15 protein-coding genes are annotated in these 16,992 nt (G+C 62.5%); 6 read left to right on the top strand and 9 right to left on the bottom strand.

What is annotated here, in order from left to right; all coding sequences use genetic code 11:
• The first annotated feature begins 29 nt into the window (after window positions 1-29).
• Complete coding sequence (locus AMC99_RS11275; RefSeq protein ID WP_061926609.1) at window positions 30-1,739, top strand: bifunctional metallophosphatase/5'-nucleotidase; 1,710 nt, start codon at window positions 30-32, stop codon at window positions 1,737-1,739.
• Window positions 1,740-1,741: 2 nt separating this feature from the next.
• Here the strand turns inward: AMC99_RS11275 and AMC99_RS11280 are convergent, their stop codons facing one another.
• The 7 genes from AMC99_RS11280 to AMC99_RS11305 all read right to left on the bottom strand — a co-directional run bounded on the left by AMC99_RS11280 (window position 1,742) and on the right by AMC99_RS11305 (window position 7,870).
• Window positions 1,742-2,374, bottom strand: a complete 633-nt coding sequence (locus tag AMC99_RS11280; protein ID WP_232301404.1) for a hypothetical protein — start codon at window positions 2,372-2,374, stop codon at window positions 1,742-1,744.
• Between the two features lie 89 nt (window positions 2,375-2,463).
• Entirely contained in the window at window positions 2,464-3,264 is an 801-nt protein-coding gene (locus tag AMC99_RS11285) for a DUF1295 domain-containing protein (protein WP_061926611.1), read from the bottom strand.
• Complete coding sequence (locus AMC99_RS11290) at window positions 3,261-3,902, bottom strand: lysophospholipid acyltransferase family protein (RefSeq protein WP_061926613.1); 642 nt, start codon at window positions 3,900-3,902, stop codon at window positions 3,261-3,263. Before AMC99_RS11290 ends, AMC99_RS11285 begins: the two co-directional genes overlap by 4 nt.
• A gap of 51 nt (window positions 3,903-3,953) precedes the next feature.
• Window positions 3,954-4,079 carry a hypothetical protein gene (locus AMC99_RS14275; RefSeq protein WP_257719952.1) on the bottom strand — a complete coding sequence of 42 codons (126 nt, stop codon included), beginning with the start codon at window positions 4,077-4,079 and terminating at the stop codon, window positions 3,954-3,956.
• 4 nt (window positions 4,080-4,083) lie between these two features.
• Window positions 4,084-5,691 carry a carboxyl transferase domain-containing protein gene (locus AMC99_RS11295; protein WP_061926615.1) on the bottom strand — a complete coding sequence of 536 codons (1,608 nt, stop codon included), beginning with the start codon at window positions 5,689-5,691 and terminating at the stop codon, window positions 4,084-4,086.
• Window positions 5,688-6,680, bottom strand: coding sequence for an alpha/beta hydrolase (locus tag AMC99_RS11300; protein ID WP_061926617.1), 993 nt, complete (start codon window positions 6,678-6,680; stop codon window positions 5,688-5,690). Before AMC99_RS11300 ends, AMC99_RS11295 begins: the two co-directional genes overlap by 4 nt.
• 20 nt (window positions 6,681-6,700) lie before the next feature.
• On the bottom strand, window positions 6,701-7,870 hold the full coding sequence (locus AMC99_RS11305; protein ID WP_061926619.1) for an isovaleryl-CoA dehydrogenase: 1,170 nt from the start codon (window positions 7,868-7,870) through the stop codon (window positions 6,701-6,703).
• Between the two features lie 125 nt (window positions 7,871-7,995).
• Here AMC99_RS11305 and AMC99_RS11310 point away from each other — a divergent pair, with 125 nt between their 5' ends.
• From AMC99_RS11310 to AMC99_RS11325, 4 genes are all read left to right on the top strand, one after another.
• Window positions 7,996-9,534, top strand: a complete 1,539-nt coding sequence (locus AMC99_RS11310) for a PAS domain-containing protein (protein WP_061926621.1) — start codon at window positions 7,996-7,998, stop codon at window positions 9,532-9,534.
• Window positions 9,535-9,605: 71 nt separating this feature from the next.
• On the top strand, window positions 9,606-10,064 hold the full coding sequence (locus AMC99_RS11315) for a hypothetical protein (RefSeq protein ID WP_061926622.1): 459 nt from the start codon (window positions 9,606-9,608) through the stop codon (window positions 10,062-10,064).
• Window positions 10,065-10,139: 75 nt separating this feature from the next.
• Entirely contained in the window at window positions 10,140-10,883 is a 744-nt protein-coding gene (locus tag AMC99_RS11320) for an ATP-binding cassette domain-containing protein (protein WP_232301406.1), read from the top strand.
• Window positions 10,880-12,418: an ABC transporter permease/substrate-binding protein gene (locus AMC99_RS11325; RefSeq protein ID WP_061926627.1), complete on the top strand. Its 1,539-nt coding sequence runs from the start codon at window positions 10,880-10,882 to the stop codon at window positions 12,416-12,418. The genes AMC99_RS11320 and AMC99_RS11325 overlap by 4 nt, the downstream gene beginning before the upstream one ends.
• Here AMC99_RS11325 and AMC99_RS14305 read toward each other — a convergent pair whose 3' ends face one another.
• Both AMC99_RS14305 and lgt read right to left on the bottom strand, forming a co-directional pair.
• Window positions 12,419-14,062, bottom strand: coding sequence for a class I SAM-dependent methyltransferase (locus AMC99_RS14305; RefSeq protein ID WP_338021444.1), 1,644 nt, complete (start codon window positions 14,060-14,062; stop codon window positions 12,419-12,421).
• A 152-nt stretch (window positions 14,063-14,214) separates the two neighbouring features.
• Complete coding sequence (gene lgt / locus AMC99_RS11335; protein WP_061926629.1) at window positions 14,215-15,120, bottom strand: prolipoprotein diacylglyceryl transferase; 906 nt, start codon at window positions 15,118-15,120, stop codon at window positions 14,215-14,217.
• 165 nt (window positions 15,121-15,285) lie between these two features.
• On the opposite strand from lgt, the gene AMC99_RS11340 reads away from it, so the two are divergent.
• Complete coding sequence (locus tag AMC99_RS11340) at window positions 15,286-16,986, top strand: class I adenylate-forming enzyme family protein (protein ID WP_061926630.1); 1,701 nt, start codon at window positions 15,286-15,288, stop codon at window positions 16,984-16,986.
• Window positions 16,987-16,992: the final 6 nt, after the last annotated feature.

Consider the following 16,992-nt stretch of genomic DNA (forward strand, 5'->3'; position numbering starts at 1 on the left):
TTGACGCATTCGCACGCCATGTCGCTGCCATGAGTCGCCCGATCAAAAAACTCGCCCCGGCCATCCTGTCGGCCCTGTTCCTGACCGCTTGCACGACGGTTCCGGCGCCCGCCCCCGAACCGGTCGAAGTAAGGCTGATCGGTCTCAACGATTTCCATGGCAACCTCGAGCCGCAGCGCCGCGCGCTTAAACTCGCGCATGGCGATGGCAGCGTGGAAGAAGTCCAGGTCGGCGGACTTGCCGCCTATTCCGCGGTCGTCAAATCGCTGCGCCAGCAGAGCGAAAACAGCATCGTCATCGCGGCGGGTGACATGATCAGCGCCAGCCCGCTGGTGTCGTCGCTGTTCCTCGACGAACCGACGGTCACCGGGCTCAGCGCCATGGGTCTCGACTACAGCGCGGTCGGCAATCATGAATTCGACCGCGGCTGGCGCGAGCTGAAGCGCATGCAGGATGGCGGGTGCGAGAAGCTTGCCAATCGCGAACCGTGCCAGGTCGAACCTTTTGCCGGTGCGAGCTACCAGATCCTTTCCGCCAGCACGGTATTCGAGAAGGATGGAGCGCCGCTGTTCCCCGGTTCGGCGATCGAAACCTTCGGCGAAGGCGAAAATGCCGTGTCCGTCGGCATCATCGGGCTGACGCTTGAAGACACGCCCAACCTCGTCACCCCCAGTGGGGTCGAAGGCCTTCGTTTCATGGACGAGGCCGATGCGATCAATGCAGAGGTGACCAAGCTGGCCGGGAAAGGCGTCGATGCCTTTGTCGTCGCCATCCACCAGGGCCTTTACAGCAACCTGCCCTATGACGCGCCCGGCTGCGACGGCATCAATGGCAGCCTGCTCGATATCCTTGCGCGGCTCGACCCGCGTATCGACGTCGTCCTGTCAGGCCACACCCACCAGTTCTACGTCTGCGAATACGGCGAGATCGATGCCACGCGGCCCTTCGTCGTGACGAGCGCCGGATACGGCGGTGCCTTCGTCACCGATGTCGCACTTACGATCGATCCCGTCGCCAACGATGTGACCGCGAAGAGCGCGCGCAACGTCGTCGTCCGCGCCGATGGTTCGACCGTCAATTCGCTCGACCGCGATGCAGCGGCCTATGTCGCGAAATACGTCGATGCCTCGAACACTGCCGCCGGCCGCGTCGTCGGGAAGGTCACCGGCGACGGCCGCTACCGCAAGACTGCATCCGAAGAAACGCCGCTCGGCAACGCAATTGCCGATGCGCAGCTCTTCGCCACTCGTGAAGCCGGTGCCCAACTTGCCCTGATGAACAATTCGGGCATTCGCGCTGCGCTCACTCCGCGGGGCGACGGGACCGTGACTTTCTCTGACATCTATACCGTCCAGCCCTTCGGCAATACGCTGGTCACGATGACCTATACGGGCGAGCAGTTGCTGGCATTGTTCGAGCAGCAGTTCGACGACGACGGCTTCATCCAGACTTTCAGCCCGTCACAAGGTTTCCGCCTGACGTATGACCTCGACCGCCCGGTCGGAAGCCGTGTCGTCTCGGTCACTCTGGATGGGAAACCGATCGATCCCGCCAAGACCTATCGCGTGACCATGAACAGCTTCCTCGCGGCTGGCGGCGACAGCTTCACCGTGTTCAAGGACGGAGCGGATGCGACCGTCGGACCGGTCGACCTCGATGCGTTCGAAGCATGGCTGGAACAGGCGGATGTAATCGCGCTGCCGGCTGAAGGGCGCGTGGTGAACCTGACGAAAAACTAGGCTTAATTGCCGGCCAGTTTCAGCCGGTCGATTCCCCGCGCGCCGCCATCCTTGCCGCTCAATCCGGCAAACAGGGTATCGACGATGCTGCCCAGCTTGTCCTCTGTCAGGCGATCGCCGAGCGTCGCGATGAGATAGGGGATCAGGTAGCAGGCGACCGCCTGGTTGATCAGCGACAGCGCATCGTTGATCTCGAGATCCGGGAAATATCCGTCAGCCTGGGCCTCTGCGATCAGTTCGCACAGGTAATGGTCGGCGAGATCGACATAGCTTTGCGAGTGTTCGAGATAATCCTCGCCCATTTCGACGTAGAGGCGGAAAGTCGCCGGATCCGCCCGGAATTCGTCCTGCATCAGCACGAAGCGACGGGCGAAAAATTCGTACATCTTGCGGCGCGGCGGCAGATCGCTCGCCATCACTTCGTCCATCAGGATAAGCTTGGGCGCGAACCATTCGGCCGTTACGGCATCGCGCAGATCGTCCATGTCGGGGAAAATCTGTTCGACCCGAGTCCTGGCGATGCCCAGTTCGGTGGCGAGCTGCGCGCGCGAGATTTCCTCTCCGCGACGCTCCATGAGGTCCATCGCAGTGCGCGCAAGCCTCTGGCGTTCTTCTGTAATCTCGTCTTCGCTCACTGGGCTGACGCTCCCGGGATCGATCCTTCCGTCCCTGCCCATTTAGGCGCGGCGAGCGCAGGTTAAACCCCTTTTATGCGCCTGACCGGTTATTTGCGCGGCGGCATGGGAATAAAGGCAGAGGTGCGCCGCTTGTAATCGGCGTATTTGTCGCCCTTCGATTTATCCATGCCCTTTTCCAGCAGCGCCACGCCCGACCATTTGGTGAGGGTGAAGCTGAGGAAGACCGGGCCGATCACGGTGTAGAGCGCATATTCCCAACCGGCTGCGGCGCAGCAGAGCCAGATTCCCCACCAGGCACAGAAGTCGCCGAAATAGTTGGGGTGGCGGGTATAGCGCCACAATCCGGTGTCGAGCACCTTGCCCTCGTTCGCCGAGTTCGCCTTGAACCGCGACAGCTGCCAGTCGCCGACCCATTCGAAGAATATGCCGACGAGATAGAGCGCAAGGCCGACGACCGCGAGCGGGGTGATCGGCGCAGGCTCGGGCGATGCGAGAATACCGACCTGTGCCGGGCTGCTGACCATGAACAGTAATACCGCCTGCATCAACCACACCTTCACCAGCGCAGCGATGGCAAAATTGCCCTTCTCCCGGTCCTTGCGCAGGATGCGGTTATATCGCTTGTCCTCGCCCTCGTGGCTCCAGCGGCGCAGCAGGTAGATGCCGAGGCGGAAGCCCCAAGCCGCTGCCATGACCATGATGAGGGTTGCGAGGTCCCCGGGATTGCCGCCGGGCACATGCAGCCAGCTTGCGATGGCGAGCAGGCCCATGCCCGCCCCCCAGAAAGCATCGACGAAGGAAACGTCGTTGATCCTGACGGATATGACCCACTGGATCAGTATCAGCACCAGCAGGATCGCGGCATTCATCAACAGCCCATCGGTCATGTTTTTTCTCCAGCTTCGCGACCCTCTGAAATCAACCGCCTCGCCTGCGCTTCAAGGACATCGAAACGCGGATAATCGGGCATTTTCGAACGAAACCAGTCGGCGAGCTTGAGCAGGTCTTCGCCGTAATTGCCGCTCGGCCAGATCGGCGGCCCGAACCCGACGATATGGCGGGAATTGTCGGCATAGGCGGGCACGATCGGCACGCCTGCCGCCTGCGCGATATGGTAGAAGCCAGATTTCCAGCTGCCATCCGTGCTGCGCGTGCCTTCCGCCGCGATCACCAGCGCAAGCTCGTCCCGCCGGGCGAATTCCTCTGCCACCTGCTGGGTCGCATTGGCGCGCTTCGTCCGGTCGATGGGTATGCCGCCCATGTCGAACATGAAATTACGCATCATTCCGGTGAACAGCGTGTGCTTGCCCATGAAGTTCGGCTGCACGCCTTCTTCGTGGGTCGCACCAGTGAAGAACACGAAGTCCCAATTGGACGTATGCGGCGCGCCCGCGATCACGAACTTGCGGATATCGCGCGGCAGGTGACCGTCGAGCGTCCACCCCTTGAAATGATAGATCCAGATGATGATCCGCCGCACGATGCGCGACAGGATCGACCTCTTTCGGGGTCCTTGTGACGACATGCTCTCTCCTGCCCCAGACCTAGCAGTTACGGTAGGGAAAGCGAGAGGGTTTTACCGCGAGGTCGCGTACCACACGATCCCGGCGGTAATGAGCGCCACGACCACCAGCTTGCCGATGAAGCCGTAGATCAGCCAGCGCGGCATTCCGACCTGCGGGTTTTCGTCCGGCTCTTCCATCCAATTACATCCTGAAGACGCCGAACTGCGGCTTCTCCGGGATCGGTGCCTCGAGCGTCGCGGCAAAGGCGAGGCCCAGGACGTCGCGGGTCTGGACGGGGTCGATCACGCCGTCATCCCACAGGCGCGCGGTGGCGTAATAGGGATTGCCCTCGTCCTCGTATTTCTGGCGGATCGGGGCCTTGAACGCCTCAGCCTGTTCCGGCGTCCAGCTGTCAGCGTCGCGGTGGACGGTGGCGAGGACCGATGCAGCCTGTTCGCCGCCCATCACCGAGATGCGCGCATTGGGCCAGGTGAACAGGAAGCGCGGACTATAGGCGCGGCCGCACATGCCGTAATTTCCCGCCCCGAAGCTGCCACCGATGACGACGGTGACCTTGGGCACGGTCGCCGTGGCGACGGCCGTAACCAGCTTCGCGCCATGCTTGGCGATGCCCTCGGCCTCGTATTTGCCGCCGACCATGAAGCCCGAGATGTTCTGGAGGAACAGGAGCGGGATGCGCCGCTGGCAGGCGAGCTCGATAAAATGCGCGCCCTTTTGCGCACTTTCCGAGAATAGGACGCCATTGTTGGCAAGGATCGCCACCGGCATGCCCCAGATGTGGGCGAAACCGCAGACGAGCGTGCTGCCGTAGTGCTGCTTGAACTCGTGAAACTCGCTGCCATCGACCAGCCGTGCGATGATTTCGTGCACGTCATATGGCGCGCGGACATCGTCGGGCACGATCGCGTAGAGGTCTTCCGCGTCGAACTTCGGCGCGCGTGGCTCCTTCAGCTCGACCGCCTTGGCCGCCGCGTAATTGTCACCGAGGTGGCTGACAATATCGCGCACGATGGTGAGCGCGTGCTCGTCGTTTTCGGCAAGGTGATCGACCACGCCCGATTTCTTCGCGTGGAGGTCACCACCGCCCAAATCCTCGGCGCTGATTTCCTCGCCCGTTGCGGCCTTCACCAGCGGCGGTCCGGCAAGGAAAATCGTACCCTGGTTGCGCACGATCACTGTCTCGTCGGACATGGCCGGGACATAGGCCCCGCCCGCGGTGCAGCTGCCCATGACGCATGCGATCTGCGGGATGCCCATCGCCGACATATTCGCCTGGTTGAAGAAGATGCGCCCGAAGTGGTCGCGGTCGGGGAAGACCTCGGCCTGGTGCGGCAGGTTCGCGCCGCCGCTGTCGACGAGGTAGATGCACGGCAGGCGGTTCTCCTGCGCGATCTCCTGCGCACGAAGGTGCTTCTTGACCGTCATCGGGTAATAGGTGCCGCCCTTCACGGTGGCATCGTTGCACACGATCATCACCTGCCGGCCTGAAACGCGGCCGATGCCCGCGATCAGCCCCGCTCCGTTGATCGCATCCTCATACATGCCATTCGCGGCGAGCTGGCCAATCTCGAGGAAAGGACTGCCCGGATCGAGCAGACGCTCCACCCGCTCGCGCGGCAAGAGCTTGCCGCGCGACACATGCCGCTCTCGGCTGCCTTCCGAGCCGCCCAGCGCGGCGGCAGCGACGGTGGAGCGCAGGTCGGCAGCGAGCGACCTATTATGCTCGAAACGAGCCTTGGCGTCAGGCGCCTCGCGGTCGAGCGTGGATGTAAGGGTAGGTGCGGTCATTCGGCCTCTGGGTCCAGATGCTTGGCAAAGAAGGGCAGAAGCTGGCTGCGAAAGCGCTCACTCACCCTGTTGGTATGGTCGCCTTCGAACAGCATGAATTCATGCTCTACGCCGAAGTTGTCGAGCTGCGCGTGCATCGCCTTGACCTCTTCGAGCAGGAAGTCCTGCTCGCCGACGTCCAGCGCGATGGCTTCCAGCTTCTTGAGGTTCCCCTGGTACTGCGAGATCATCGCAGCAGGCGAATTGAGTGCCCAACGCGCGACGGTCATCGCGTCGGGTTTGCCGTCCTTCGTTCCGAGATCGAGGAAGTATGGCGGATTTTGCGGATTGGGCGAAAACGCCGCCGACCAGGCGAAATAGCCATAATCCCAGAACTGTTCGGCAGTGAGCGTATCGGGGTCCATCGTCTCGTACTTGGCATCGCCCGGACGCGATGGTCGCGGCTGCGTGCAGCACGGTGCCATCGGGTAGATGGAAGAGAACACTTCCGGATATTTCATTCCGATCCGCAAGGTCCCGTAACCGCCCATCGAATGCCCCGCCAAGCCGCGACTTTCGCGGTCGGCGATCGTCCGGAACTGCAGATCGATAGCCGCTACCAGATCCTTGGCGATGAAGCTTTCGAAGTCGCCTACCGTCGATCCGGAGGCATAGAAGCTGCCGCCGCGCTTGGTATAGCTGTCCGGCAGGACGAGGATCATCTCCTGCCCTTCGAACGCGGCCAGGGCGGCGTCGGGATCGATTCCCTCCAGAGTGCGGTCAGCGGTGGAGGTGAAGCCATGGAGGAAATAGACGACGGGGTAACGCCGCTCAAACTCGTAGTCATAACCCGGGGGCAAGATCACATGGACCTTGCGGGTCGCGTCATTGCCTTCGAGGTTGCCCTCGATCGACGGCGAATGAACTTTGATCGTTTCGACGCGAGCGTGGGCGACCCCCGGCAGCGTCAGGAGCAAAGCGAATAGCGCCCCAATCAGTTTCGAACTCATCGCCTGTCCTCCCAATGATTTTATCCCGCAGCCCCGATCAGTTCGCGGCCGATCAGCATGCGGCGGATTTCGTTGGTGCCCGCGCCGATATCGAGCAGCTTGGCATCGCGCATGTAGCGTTCGACCGGCCAGTCTAGTGTATAGCCTGCGCCGCCCAGTGCCTGCACGCTCTCAGCAGCCACGCGGAAGGCGTTTTCCGATGCCAGCAGGATCGCGCCTGCCGCATCGAAGCGGGTGGTATTTCCCGCATCGCAGTTCTTGGCGACGGCATAGGTATAGGCGCGCGCCGATTGGAGCGCGACATACATGTCGGCAACCTTGGCCTGCATAAGCTGGAAGCTGCCGATCGGCTTGCCGAACTGGGTGCGCTCGCGAAGGTAGGGAATGACCGTGTCGAGGCAGGCCTGCATCACGCCGAGCTGCAATCCGGCGAGCACCACGCGCTCGTAATCCAGCCCGCTCATCAATACGCCAACGCCGCCGTTTTCGGGGCCCATCACGTTCTCTTCAGGCACGAAGCAGTCGTCGAACACCAGCTCTGCCGTGGGCGAGCCACGCATGCCTACTTTTTCGATCTTCTGGCCAATCGAAAAACCTTCGAAATCCTTCTCGATCAGGAAAGTGGTGATGCCGCGGCTGGCCGCATCGGGAGAAGTCTTGGCATAGACCACCAGGGTATCGGCATAGGGCGCGTTGGTGATCCAGAACTTGGTGCCGTTGAGGACGTATCCGCCGTCGACCCTCTCCGCCCTCGCCTTCATTGAAACGACGTCCGACCCGGCGCCCGCCTCGCTCATGGCAAGGCTGCCGACGTGTTCGCCGCTGATCAGCTTGGGCAGGTATTTCGCCTTCTGCTCTTCATTCCCCCAGCGCGCGATCTGGTTGACGCAGAGGTTGGAATGGGCGCCGTAGCTGAGGCCGATGCTGGCCGACGCGCGGCTGACTTCCTCCACCGCGACGACGTGTTCGAGATAGCCGAGGCCCAGCCCGCCGTCCGCTTCGGGAACGGTGATGCCATGCAGGCCGAGTTCGCCCATCGCCGGCCACAGCTCTGCCTTGGGAAACCAGTCCTCGCGGTCGACCCGTTCTGCCAGTGGTGCGATCTGTTCGTCGGCAAAACGCGAGACGCTCTCGCGGATCATTTCGGCGCTTTCGCCAAGCTGGAAATCGAAATCGGGGGTGGCACGCATTATGTAAACTCTCCTTGCTGCCGCGCATAGCAAGGCCGCGACGATGCGCAAACTGGTTGCAGATGAAATCTCCCGGCAGAAGCGGGGTTTGAGCAACTTCCCTGATCGTGTATGGCGCCCCTCCGATGGGTAACGCACTCCTAAATCACGATTTAAAGCTTTGGCCGCGTGGGAAAGCGCCGGTCGATTCCCTGTGCGGAGAAGACAATCGCCTGGCCGTCATGGCGAGCTATGGTTTCGACCAGTTGGAAGGCGATGCCGAACTGGCCAGGATTGCCAAGTTTGCAGCGCGCCTGTGCGAAACGCCGACCTGCCTCGTCAGCCTCGTCGAACTGGAGCGGCAGCGTTTCCTCGTCCGCGAAGGGCTCGAAGCAACCGAGACACCGCGTTCGACCAGCTTCTGCGCCCATGCCATGCTGGGTGCCGAAACCATGGTTGTCACCGATGCGACAGAGCATCCCGTGTTCAAGGATTTCCCCCTTGTCGTCGGTGAACCGCACATCCGGTTCTACGCCGGGGCGCCGCTGGTTTCGCCCGAGGGTGCGCCGCTCGGCTCGCTCTGCGTCATCGACTACAAGCCGCGGCCCGAAGGGTTGAGCGATTTCCAACGCGAAGGGTTGGAGCTGCTAGCGGATTCGGTCATGCAGCGGCTTTATACCCATCGCGGATTGCGAACTGCCGGCATGCAGCTGCGTCGTAGCGAGGCCCAGTTCCAGAAGCTGGCCGACAGTATTCCGGACATTGCCTGGTCTGCCGACAGCAGCGGTTTCCCGCTCTATTTCAACCAGCGCTATTACGAGTTCACCGGGCGCGAGCCGGGCGTGATCTACCAAGACATGTTCATCGAGAGCCTGCATCCCGACGAACAGGACCGGATCATGGGCGAATGGGACAACTCGCGCGCGAACGGCCATCCGCACGAAGCAGAATACAGGCTGCGCAGGGGTGACGGGGAATATGTCTGGATGCTCTCCCGCGCCGTTCCCTTGAAGGGAGAGGATGGAGAGGTCAGCGGCTGGTTCGGCACCGTCACAGACATCGATAACAATCACCGCCTGGGCGAAGCGCGTGAGCTGGTCGCCAACGAGCTGTCGCACCGGATCAAGAACATCTTCGCGGTCGTCTCGGGCCTGATTTCCCTGCGCGCGCGGGGATCGGAAGAACTTTCCAATTTCGCGAAAGAGATCAACGAAACCATCCGCACGCTGGCAAGGGCACACGACTTCGTCCGCCCGTTCGACAACCAGAGCGGCGACGATTTCCTCGAACTGGTCGATGTGCTGATGGCACCATACCAGGACAAGGCAGGTCAGCGGATCGCGATCACCGGCGACAGCATTCCGATCGCATCGCGCATCGCAACGCCGGTTGCGCTGGTGTTTCACGAGCTGGCGACAAATGCGTCGAAATATGGCGCGCTCTCCGTCGATGGTGGAACGGTCGCGATCAGTTCCAGCGACGATGGCGAGAAACTGGCGATCGAATGGCGCGAAAACGGCGGTCCGAAAGTTGGCGCGCCTGAAACGACAAGCTTCGGTGCACGCCTGATCGACACCGCGGTCAGCGCGCAGCTTGGCGGATCGATCGAGCGCGACTGGGACGAAGATGGCCTGAAGGTGACGATGACGCTGCCGCTCGCCCGCCTGAAAGAGAAGCAGGGCTGATCGCAGATCCCTATCCCCTTGGCCTTCTGATGCGGTCAAGCTAGGCTTCGAACCGGTTCAGGGAGTCCAAAATGCGTCGTACCATCCTTCTCGCTTGCGCTGCATTGTGCATCACGGCCTGCTCGGCGCCAGAGGAGGGCGCTGACGGTTCGGTAGTCACAGAGGACACAACCGATGTGGCGGCAGCTACCGAAGACAATGCCGGCGACACTGGCGGTAGCGATGAAACGCCCCCGGCCGATCTCGAACGAACCGCGTGGCGCGTCGACGGAGAAGACGGCGCGGTTTACACGACCTACCTCGACGACGACGGAACCTATCGCGATTTCAAGAACGGCGAGCCGCTCCAGAGCGGCACCTGGGAAGAGGTTTCGGCAGGGCGCATCTGCTTCGAGCCCGCCGAGGACGACAAGCGCGGCGAGTGTTGGGACAATGAAGCACTCGCGAAAGACGGCACGATGCGCACGACCAGCGATAGCGACAAGACTGTCGAGCTTCGCCGTGTCACCTATGTCGGCCCGAACGAGTAGCCGGATCACAGGGCAGAACGACCGATTTCCGAAATCCCAGCCCCGCCTGCCCAGCCGCTTGTCTCTTTCGAGGGAGTGGCAAAGCGATTTGGCGATACCTTGGCTGTGGCCGGTGTCGACACCGCGATCGAGCCGGGAAGCTTCGTTGCGCTGGTAGGGGCATCGGGCGCAGGGAAATCCACCCTACTCAAGATGATCAACCTGCTGGCGACCCCGTCAGCGGGGCGCGTCCTGTTCGACGGGACTGATGTGGGCGAGCTCTCGCCGTCGCGATTGCGCCGCAGGATCGGATATGTGTTCCAGGGGATCGGCCTGTTCCCTCACATGACCGTGGCGGAAAACATCGGCATCGGGCCGCGTATTTCAGGAGACAAGCTGGCCGAAACGCGGATTGCCGAACTGCTCGAACTGGTCGAGCTGGAGCCGGACATGGCAAGGCGCATGCCCGACGAGCTTTCCGGCGGTCAGCGGCAAAGGGTCGGGGTCGCCCGCGCGCTCGCCAACTCTCCTGATCTCCTGCTGATGGATGAACCCTTCGGCGCGCTCGACCCCATAACACGCGATGCCCTGGGCGTAAGGGTGCGCAAGTTGCACGAGGAACTCGGCCTCACCACCATCATGGTCACGCACGACATGGCAGAGGCGCTGCTGCTCGCCGACCGGGTGATCGTCATGGAGGGAGGCGCAATCGTCGCCGACGAAACTCCGCAATCGCTGCTAGCCGGAAACGGCGGAGATGTTGCGCAAGGTCTTGTCGCCGTACCACGTGCGCAGGCCGAAAAGCTCGCGGCGCTTCGCGATCGGGGCGCTGGCCTATGAGCGGCTTTATCGAAACGCTTGCCGGATTGGGTGACGAGCTTTCGGCCCATGTCCTCCTGTCTGCCTCGGCCATAGCGCTCGGCGTCATGGTTGCACTGCCATTGGCGATCTGGGCCGCCCGCTCGCCCGCCGTTGCCCGGATTTCTCTGGGTCTTGCGAGCCTCGTGCAGACCATTCCGGCGCTGGCACTGCTCGCGCTGTTCTTCCCGATCCTGCTGTCCCTGCGCGCCGTATTCGGGGAAGGATTGCCAACGCTCGGCTTCCTGCCAGCGCTCCTCGCCCTGGCGCTTTACGCGCTGCTGCCGATCCTGCGAAATGCCGTGACCGCCCAGGCCAATCTCGACCCCGGCGTGCTCGAGGCGGCAGACGGTGTGGGGATGAGCCAGTGGCAGAAGCTCGTCCTTGTCGAAGCGCCCCTGTCGGCGCCCTTTATCATGGCCGGGATCAGGACCGCTGCGGTCTGGACCATCGGAGCCGCGACGCTCGCCACGACCATCGGGCAAAAGAGCCTTGGCGATCCGATTTTTGCCGGGCTTCAGACGCAGAACTGGGCGCTCGTGCTGGCGGGCTGTCTCGCATCGGCTGGCCTCGCCTTGCTTGCGGACAACCTCCTCGGCCTGGTCGAATCCGGTCTCAAGCAGCGGAAGAAGGGCCTGGTTGCTGCGGGCCTCCTTGCGATCGCGCTTGGCATCGGCGGTGCTTTGTGGGCGCAATTCGGACCCGACCGGCCCGAAGACAGGGTCGTCATCGGCGCGAAGGGATTTTCGGAGCAATACATCCTTGCCCGGCTGATCGGTCAGCGGCTGGAGGATCGAGGCTACGCAGTCGAATACCGGGACGGCCTGGGTTCTGCAGTCGCGCACAGTGCGGTAACCACGAACGAGATCGATATCCTGGTCGATTACACCGGAACGATCTGGGCCAATATGATGAAGCGCACCGACAATCCGGAGCGTGACGCCATGATTGCCGAGATTGCGGAGTGGGAAGAACAGATGTCGGGCACGCTCATGCTGGGTCGCATGGGCTTCGAAAACGCCTATGGCCTCGCCGTGACGCAGGATCTGGCGGACCGGCGCGAACTGACCTCGATCGACGATCTCGTCCGGATTGCCCCAAGTCTTACGATTGGCGGCGATCCGGAATTTTTCGAAAGGCCCGAATGGATCGCGGTCCGCGATGCCTATGGCCTGCGGTTCGGAACACAGCGCAATTTCGCGCCGACATTCATGTACAATGCGCTGAAGTCGGGCGAGGCGGACGTTATCAGCGCATACACCTCGGACGGCAGGATCGTGGCCGACCAGCTTGCAGTCCTTGATGATCCGCGCCGCGCATTCCCGAACTATGATGCCATTGTGCTGGTCGGGCCCGAGGCCCGCACAGATGACGTCCTGCTGGAAACATTGCGCCCCGTCATCGGGCGCGTCGATGTTGCCCTGATGCGCGAGGCGAACCTGATGGTCGATCGCGACGAGGACAAGCGCACCCCGGCACAAGCGGCACGCTGGCTGGCCGGAAAAATCGGGCTTTAGCTAGAAGCCGACGCCATCGGGCCAGTCGGGCGCGGCGACCCCCATGACCTTGAACAGCAGGCCCATCTCGCTTTCTGAGATCAGCCTGTCCTTCTGCCGGGCGACGACCGCAGCCTGTGCAGGCTCCTTTCGCTGCAAGGCTTCGGCGCGGGTCTCGATACCGAGCGAGGTGAGCCAGTCGCCCTGCATGACCGTGCCCATCAGCTTCGCACCCTGGCGCTTTGCGACCTGGCCCAGCATTTCGAAATCGACATGGGCGGTGATGTCGGCCTGACCCGGCATGGCGAGCGGATCGACTTTCTTGTGCGCCTTCAATGCCTGCAGGCTCGATCCGGCACGGTGTTCCAGCCCGCCGTAATCGATCACCAGTGCTGCGCCGCCCTGCGCGACCAGCCGATCGGCAAGCTCCGACATGATTGCCGCTGCCGCCGGGCTTGTTTCGATCAGCGTGCCCTGCGGCGCGCTTTTCCAGCCGGACGGGACGATCGAATCCATCGGCTTGTCCCCGCCGACGAAGACGAAGCGTTCGCCATCGAGGCCGACCATCCGTTCGGTCCAGCCCTGTGCGGCGCGTAGCAGCTGGTGGATCGGGAGCGCGTCGAAAAATTCGTTGGCGACGAGCAGGATCGGGCCGTCTTCGGGGACGGTCGAAAGATCGTGATGATGGATCACGCCGGGAACCGCCTCGCTCTGGATTTCGCGTAGGGTCTCCGACCCTTCGACGAAATGAACCTGCGGCTTCAGGTCGTAGCGGCCAGCCGTGCGTAGCGCATCGGTCGCAAGCGTTCCGCGACCCGGGCCGAGTTCGACGTAGTGAACCTTTTGCGGGCGGCCTGCGCGGACCCATAGGTCGGCCAGCCACAGCCCGATAAGCTCTCCGAACATCTGGCTGATTTCTGGCGCGGTGATGAAGTCGCCTTCCTCGCCGAAGGGATCTCGGCTCGAATAATAGAGCGCATTCGATTCGCCCATGTACTGCGCCAGGCTGATCGGTCCGGTTTCACGGATCAGGCGGCGGAAACGGATCGCAGGATCCTCGACCGGCTTGGGCGGAGGGCGCTTGCGCGGCTTCGGCTTTTCCGCCGTCGCCTCGACAGGCTTGGGTTCGTCCTTGGGCTTTGCCGGAGCCTTGCGGGCCTCTTCGGCTTCGGCCTTCAGCTTCAACGCATCGCGTTTGCGTGCGGCCTGCTTGGGCGGTTCGGGCGACGGTGCGGGTTTCGCCTCGGGTTTCTTCGCCTTGGCCTTGACAGGCTTTGCCTTCTTCGATGGCTTGGCCGTCTCGGCTTCTGTCTTTTCGGCTACCGGCTCTGGTTCAGCAGCAGGCTCTTTCGATTTCTTGGCGGGCTTCTCGGCCGGCACTTCTTCAGCCTTTGCTTCGGGCTTCTTGTCCTCGCGGACCGGCTCGGGATCGGCTTTCGGCTTGGTGTCTTTCTTTGCGACCTTCGGCTCAGCCTTTGGCGCGGTAGGTGCCCGTTCCGCCTGCTCGGCTTCTTTGGGCTCTGCCTTTTCAGCCGGTTTTGGCGTCGGTGCCGGAGAAGCCTTCTGCTTCGGTGCGGGTTCTGCCTTGGCCTCGATCTTTGGCTCGGTTTTCGGTTCGGACTTCGATTGGGCTTTGGGCTCCGGCTTGTCCTCTGCCGGAGTCACTTCGGCTTTCGGCGCAGGTGTCGGAGCTGGAGCAGGAGAAGGCGATTTCGCGGGCGCAGGCTTCGGCGGGGCTTCAGCCTTCGCCTCTGCCCCTTTCAGTTCCGGTTCGGGATCGATCAGCGTGAGGCCGGCGCCCTTGCGCCAGCCCGAACTCAGGCCTCCGCCGGCTTTGCTCCCCCGCTTCCCAGCGGCGGCCGCATCACGGCGTAAAGCGTTACAATCAACCCAATCAGAATCAGCGGAATTGACAGCCATTGCCCCATCGACAGTCCGGTTTCACGAGCGAATTCGGCAAGTTGTGCATCGGGCTCGCGGAAAAATTCGTTAACGAAGCGACCGATACCCATGCCGATCGTGAATATCCCTACCAACAGGCCCTTGCGATAGCGAGCGCGGGTTTTCCAGAACAGCAGCAACATGACGATGCAGAGCAGCGCGCCTTCGAGGCCGGCCTGGTACAATTGGCTGGGGTGCCGGGCGATATCGCCGCCACCGGGGAAGATCATGCCCCACGCCACATCGGTCTGGCGGCCCCAAAGCTCGCCGTTGACGAAGTTCGCCATGCGGCCGAGCATGTATCCGAACGGCACATTGACCGCGACGTAATCGCACACCCGCAGGAAATCGAGACGTCCGCGCCATGCAACCCATGCGATGGCCAGCAGGACGCCGAGGACGCCGCCGTGGAAACTCATGCCCCCATCCCACAGGCGGAGCAGGTCCCAGCTTACCGTCTCGGTCGGGGTGAAGTGGGTGAACAGGCTGGGTTTGCCGGTATCGCCGCCGGTATAGAACGCCGCATATCCCAGCCGGCCGCCGAAAATGACGCCGAGGGTGCAGTAGAAGAACAGGTCGTCGGCATGACGCTGCGCCATGGGCGCGCCCGGTGCCTTGATCATCTTGGATAGATGCCAGTAGGCGAATAGAACCCCTAGGAGATAGGCCAGCGAATAGTAGCGCAGCTGGAAAGTGCCGATCTCGAAAAGATAGGGCCGCAGGCCCAGATTTTCCCAGTAAATCGGCTCTGCAACGCCGGACGCGGCGAGTAGTGACAGCACGAAGCGAACCCCCTAATGGTTATGCGCGCCGCCTGCGACACGCCGGTCGCGCGGCTTTTGGCACAGCAGGGGTTTTGGGGGAAGCCTGCGCAAACGGCGGCACGTAAATCGTTCGCATGAACGGTGGCGATGCCGCTCGAAAATGGAAGAGGAGACCGCCCGAATATGCCTACCGAGCTCGACAAGACGCTTGACGCGATCATGGACACACTCACTGCGCCGGATGCCCCGGCCGAAACGGTGCCCACGACCCGCGGCGGGGTCGAAATGCCGATGTTGAAGAATGCTCCGCCGAGCCTGGTCCATTACTTCGCGCATTACTGCGCCGAACATTCCGACGCCTGCTTCCTGGTCGATGGCGACGTCCGCCTGACCTTTGGCGAAACCTGGGTTGCCGCGCGCCACGTTGCCGCCGGCCTGGTCGCAGAGCATGGCGTGAACCGCGGCGACCGCGTCGGTATTGCGGCACGCAATTCCGCCAACTGGATCGTCGCCTATATGGGCGTGCTGATCGCAGGCGGCTGCGCCACCCTGCTAAACGGTTTTTCGAGCGGTGAGGAACTGGCCGACCAGATCGAACTGGTCGGGTGCAAGCTCCTGCTCGCCGATGCGCAGCGTGCAAAGCGGCTCGACGGTCAGAACCACGACGCGAAAATCGTTCTGTTCGAGCACAACGTGTCGCCTGCCGACGGATTGGCCGCGTTCTGGGGCGCCCCTGAAACGGTCACTCTTCCCGAAGTCGGACCGGAAGATCCCGCAACCATCCTCTACACCTCAGGTTCGACCGGCAAGTCGAAGGGTGCATGGTCGGATCACCGCGGCGTGGTCCACGGGGCGCTCAACTACGCCATGCAGTCGCTCATGGCTTTCACCTATCTCGACAGCAGCGAAGGCGGCGCACCGACGACTCAGGCGTGCGCGCTGGTTGCCGTGCCCCTGTTCCACGTCACTGGCGAGGTGCCGGTTTTCCTTCAGAGCCTAGCGCTCGGCAGGAAACTGGTGCTGATGCCGAAGTGGGATGCGCTCGAAGCGCTCAAGCTGATGGACAAGGAAAAGGTCAGCTATTTCGCGGGCGTTCCCCTGATGAGCTACGAGATCGCGACGCACCCCGATCGCAAGAACTACGACATCAGTTCGTGCTCGGGCTTCGCTGCCGGTGGCGCCCCCCGCCCGGTCGAACACGTCAACAAGATCCGCGATGCCTTTCCCGACGGCTTCCCGCTGCTCGGCTATGGCCTCACCGAAACCAACGGCGTGGGCTGCGCGAACTTCAACGAGAACTATCTCGCGAAGCCTTCCTCCACCGGCAGGGCCAGCCGTCCCTTGGTCGATCTCGCCATTCTCGACGATAGCGGGAAGCCTGTGCCCCAGGGCCAGGTGGGCGAAATCTGCATTCGCTCGGTCTGCAATTTCATCGGCTATTGGGACAATGATGACGCGACCCGCGCCGCCTATACCGACGATATGTATTTCCGCACCGGCGACCTCGGCCGCCTCGACGAAGACGATTACGTCTATATCGTCGACCGCAAGAAGGACATCATCATCCGCGGGGGCGAGAACATCACCTGTATCGAGGTGGAGGAAGCGATCTATGCGCACGACGCAATCGCCGAATGCTCCGTCTTCGGCATTCCGGACGACAGGATGGGCGAAGTGCCCGCTGCGGTTTTCTACCTGAAGCCCGGCCACGGCATCTCGCCTGAGGACCTGCGCGAATTCCTGCTGGCCAGCATCGCGCCGTTCAAGGTTCCGCTGGAAGAACACATCTGGCAGTCGGACAAGCCGCTGCCACGTCTCGGAACGCAGAAGATCGACAAGCGTACCGTCCGCAGGACCTATGTCGGCAATCCCGTCTCGGCCTGAGACAGC

Source organism: Altererythrobacter epoxidivorans, assembly GCF_001281485.1.
GTDB classification, from domain to species: domain Bacteria; phylum Pseudomonadota; class Alphaproteobacteria; order Sphingomonadales; family Sphingomonadaceae; genus Erythrobacter; species Erythrobacter epoxidivorans.